Source organism: Pedobacter cryoconitis (genome assembly GCF_003259615.1).
Lineage (GTDB): Bacteria > Bacteroidota > Bacteroidia > Sphingobacteriales > Sphingobacteriaceae > Pedobacter > Pedobacter cryoconitis.
The window spans coordinates 1-2,336 of sequence record NZ_QLLR01000066.1; the positions used below are offsets into that span (position 1 = coordinate 1).

Sequence of the window (2,336 nt, forward strand, 5' to 3'; positions counted from 1 at the left end):
TTGGAAAAAAGGAATCATGTAATCAACTGGAAATACTTTTAATAGGCCATCAATTATACCAATAACTTATAAACCGAGAGAACCTGAGTGGTTACGATAAAAGTTCTTTGCAATTTTTGAATAAAACTCCTTAGAGGAATCATCACATGAAAAATCATCCAAATAAGGATATAATGAGCGCCTAAACCAAACTGAATTGATCTTAGCTAAATCAAGTTGTTCTTGATCATCCATTTCAATTTTCAAACTTTCACTATTCGAATTTAATTCAATAATCGCACTATGCCCTGCATTTGCCAACATAGTGTCTCTATTAATACGAACAAATTCCTCTTTAAAATAAGAAATCCAATCTAGAACAGAGTTAGTTGAATCATCACTAGACTCAGATATTACTAAAACCATTAGCTGTAAATTAATAAAAACTGAATAAATATTCAGTTTTTAAAGTATTGCTTACTTAAGCATTGATAAATATTTTCACTAAAACTAATCAAACTGAGCCTGATTAAGAACCCAATCTAACCCCGTAACAGTTATTTGATGACAATCTGCAGCAGCCATTTCCATTCCTCCTAAGAGATCATCGATGTCATTTTTTCCTTCAATTTTTTTCATTTTGAAATCTTCTAACGAAAGCCTAGTAGGCAATTCTTTTTTTTCATTTTTCATGTTAATAATTTTTTTAATTGTTGAATAATTGATTTACATAGTAAATAGAAGATATTTAATATTAAAATCCAAATTTTTTTAAAATAAAAACAAAATAACTTCTACTATTAGTACAATAAGTATATTCTCATATCAAAAAAACAAATTAAGCACTTAATACATAAGTACTTATATTCAATAAAAAAACCATAAATCATTATCTCTCTACTGAAATCTATCATATGCTTTTCTAATGATTTCAACTATACCTTCATTTAAAACAATAAACATTCCTAAGTACTCTTTAGATACACCATCAGTTAATTGATAAGTAAAGATTGGTCTGTCTTTTTCAAAAGTTGTTTGTAAGTATCTAAAGGATATATTGTTAAATTTTTTAAGTTTATCAGCCAATTCAATTATATGCGTTGAAATGAAAAATGCAGAATTTGTAATGCGGGATAGTTCTGAAATGATAAGAAAAGATGCATCAAACGCATCTTTGACATTTGTACCACGAAATAATTCATCAAAAATGACAAACATTTTATTTCTCTCCAAGAGCGCCTGTGAGACTTCTTTCACCCGCTTTACTTCTGTATAATAATGACTTAGTCCCTGGTTAATATCATCAGGTAAATTAATAGTTGTAATTAAACCATTAAAAATATTAGTTTCCATATAATGAGCGGGAACTGGAAATCCAAGATGTGATAAGTAAATTACTAAACCTATTGACTTAAGCAAAGAAGATTTCCCAGACATATTAGATCCAGTTAAAAAAACAATATTATTATTCTTATCAAAATGAACATCATTTTTAACAGGGTCCAGTAGATTTGGGTGAAACAAGCCTGTTAAGCAAACTTTTAAATTTTCGTCTTCTGTATATTTTGCAAATGAAAAACCTTTCAAAGAAGCAACAAGTGAAACATTTTCGAAGACATCAAATTCATAAATGAGTGTTAGTAGAGTATTAATACTATCCCTTTCTTTATTACGAAATGCACGATCAAGTTTAATAACCTGCAAAAATTTCAATTTATTCTCATCAATCAAAAGCGCGTGCTTTAGTGATCCTGCCTCTATAATTTGTTCAATCTGTTTAAAAAGTAATGTCAGATATTCAGGAGCTTCACATAATGAGTTTTTTTTAATGAAAATTGAAATGTATTTTGTTAATTTAATAAGATATTTAAGTCCCGTTTTAATGATATAATAATCATTACTTGAATTCCTTGCAATGTACTCGACTACAGAATCTATAATATTACCTCTAAACTTACTTTTATCAAATTTCAAATAATACTCAACAAGATCTAATTCCTCATTTTTTATGTCCAGATTGATGTGGTGATCATAAAAATATTTGATACTATCTTTTCTCAATGTAATCTCTTGCAAATCAGAGGACGGGCTTTGCATCATCTCTCTCAATCTTTCTCGCCCACCAACTGTTCGAGTACCTTTAAATAAATTAAATATCGTATTCGAACCAGTTGTTCCAGTGAAAATATTTAAATCCCGAAACGTCTGATCATCGATATTAAAATTACTCATTTCTTATTATATTAAAATTAAACCTTAAAGGGTAACCACTCAGGTTCTATGAAACGGCAATAGTACAGAACGCATTAAGAACGCACTGAGCATTTTTAATGCAGGTGTCAGTAATGGAACGTATG

At 28.9% G+C, this 2,336-nt stretch carries 3 protein-coding genes; all 3 read right to left on the minus strand.

Features of this window, described 5'->3' with window-relative positions:
* Positions 1-66 precede the first annotated feature (66 nt).
* Positions 67-405 carry an MvdC/MvdD family ATP grasp protein gene (locus LY11_RS26320; RefSeq protein WP_111636549.1) on the minus strand — a complete coding sequence of 113 codons (339 nt, stop codon included), beginning with the start codon at positions 403-405 and terminating at the stop codon, positions 67-69.
* Positions 406-489: 84 nt separating this feature from the next.
* Positions 490-672 carry a hypothetical protein gene (locus LY11_RS26325; protein ID WP_111636550.1) on the minus strand — a complete coding sequence of 61 codons (183 nt, stop codon included), beginning with the start codon at positions 670-672 and terminating at the stop codon, positions 490-492.
* Between the two features lie 204 nt (positions 673-876).
* Positions 877-2,211 carry a MutS-related protein gene (locus LY11_RS26330; protein ID WP_111636551.1) on the minus strand — a complete coding sequence of 445 codons (1,335 nt, stop codon included), beginning with the start codon at positions 2,209-2,211 and terminating at the stop codon, positions 877-879.
* Between the last annotated feature and the right edge of the window lie 125 nt (positions 2,212-2,336).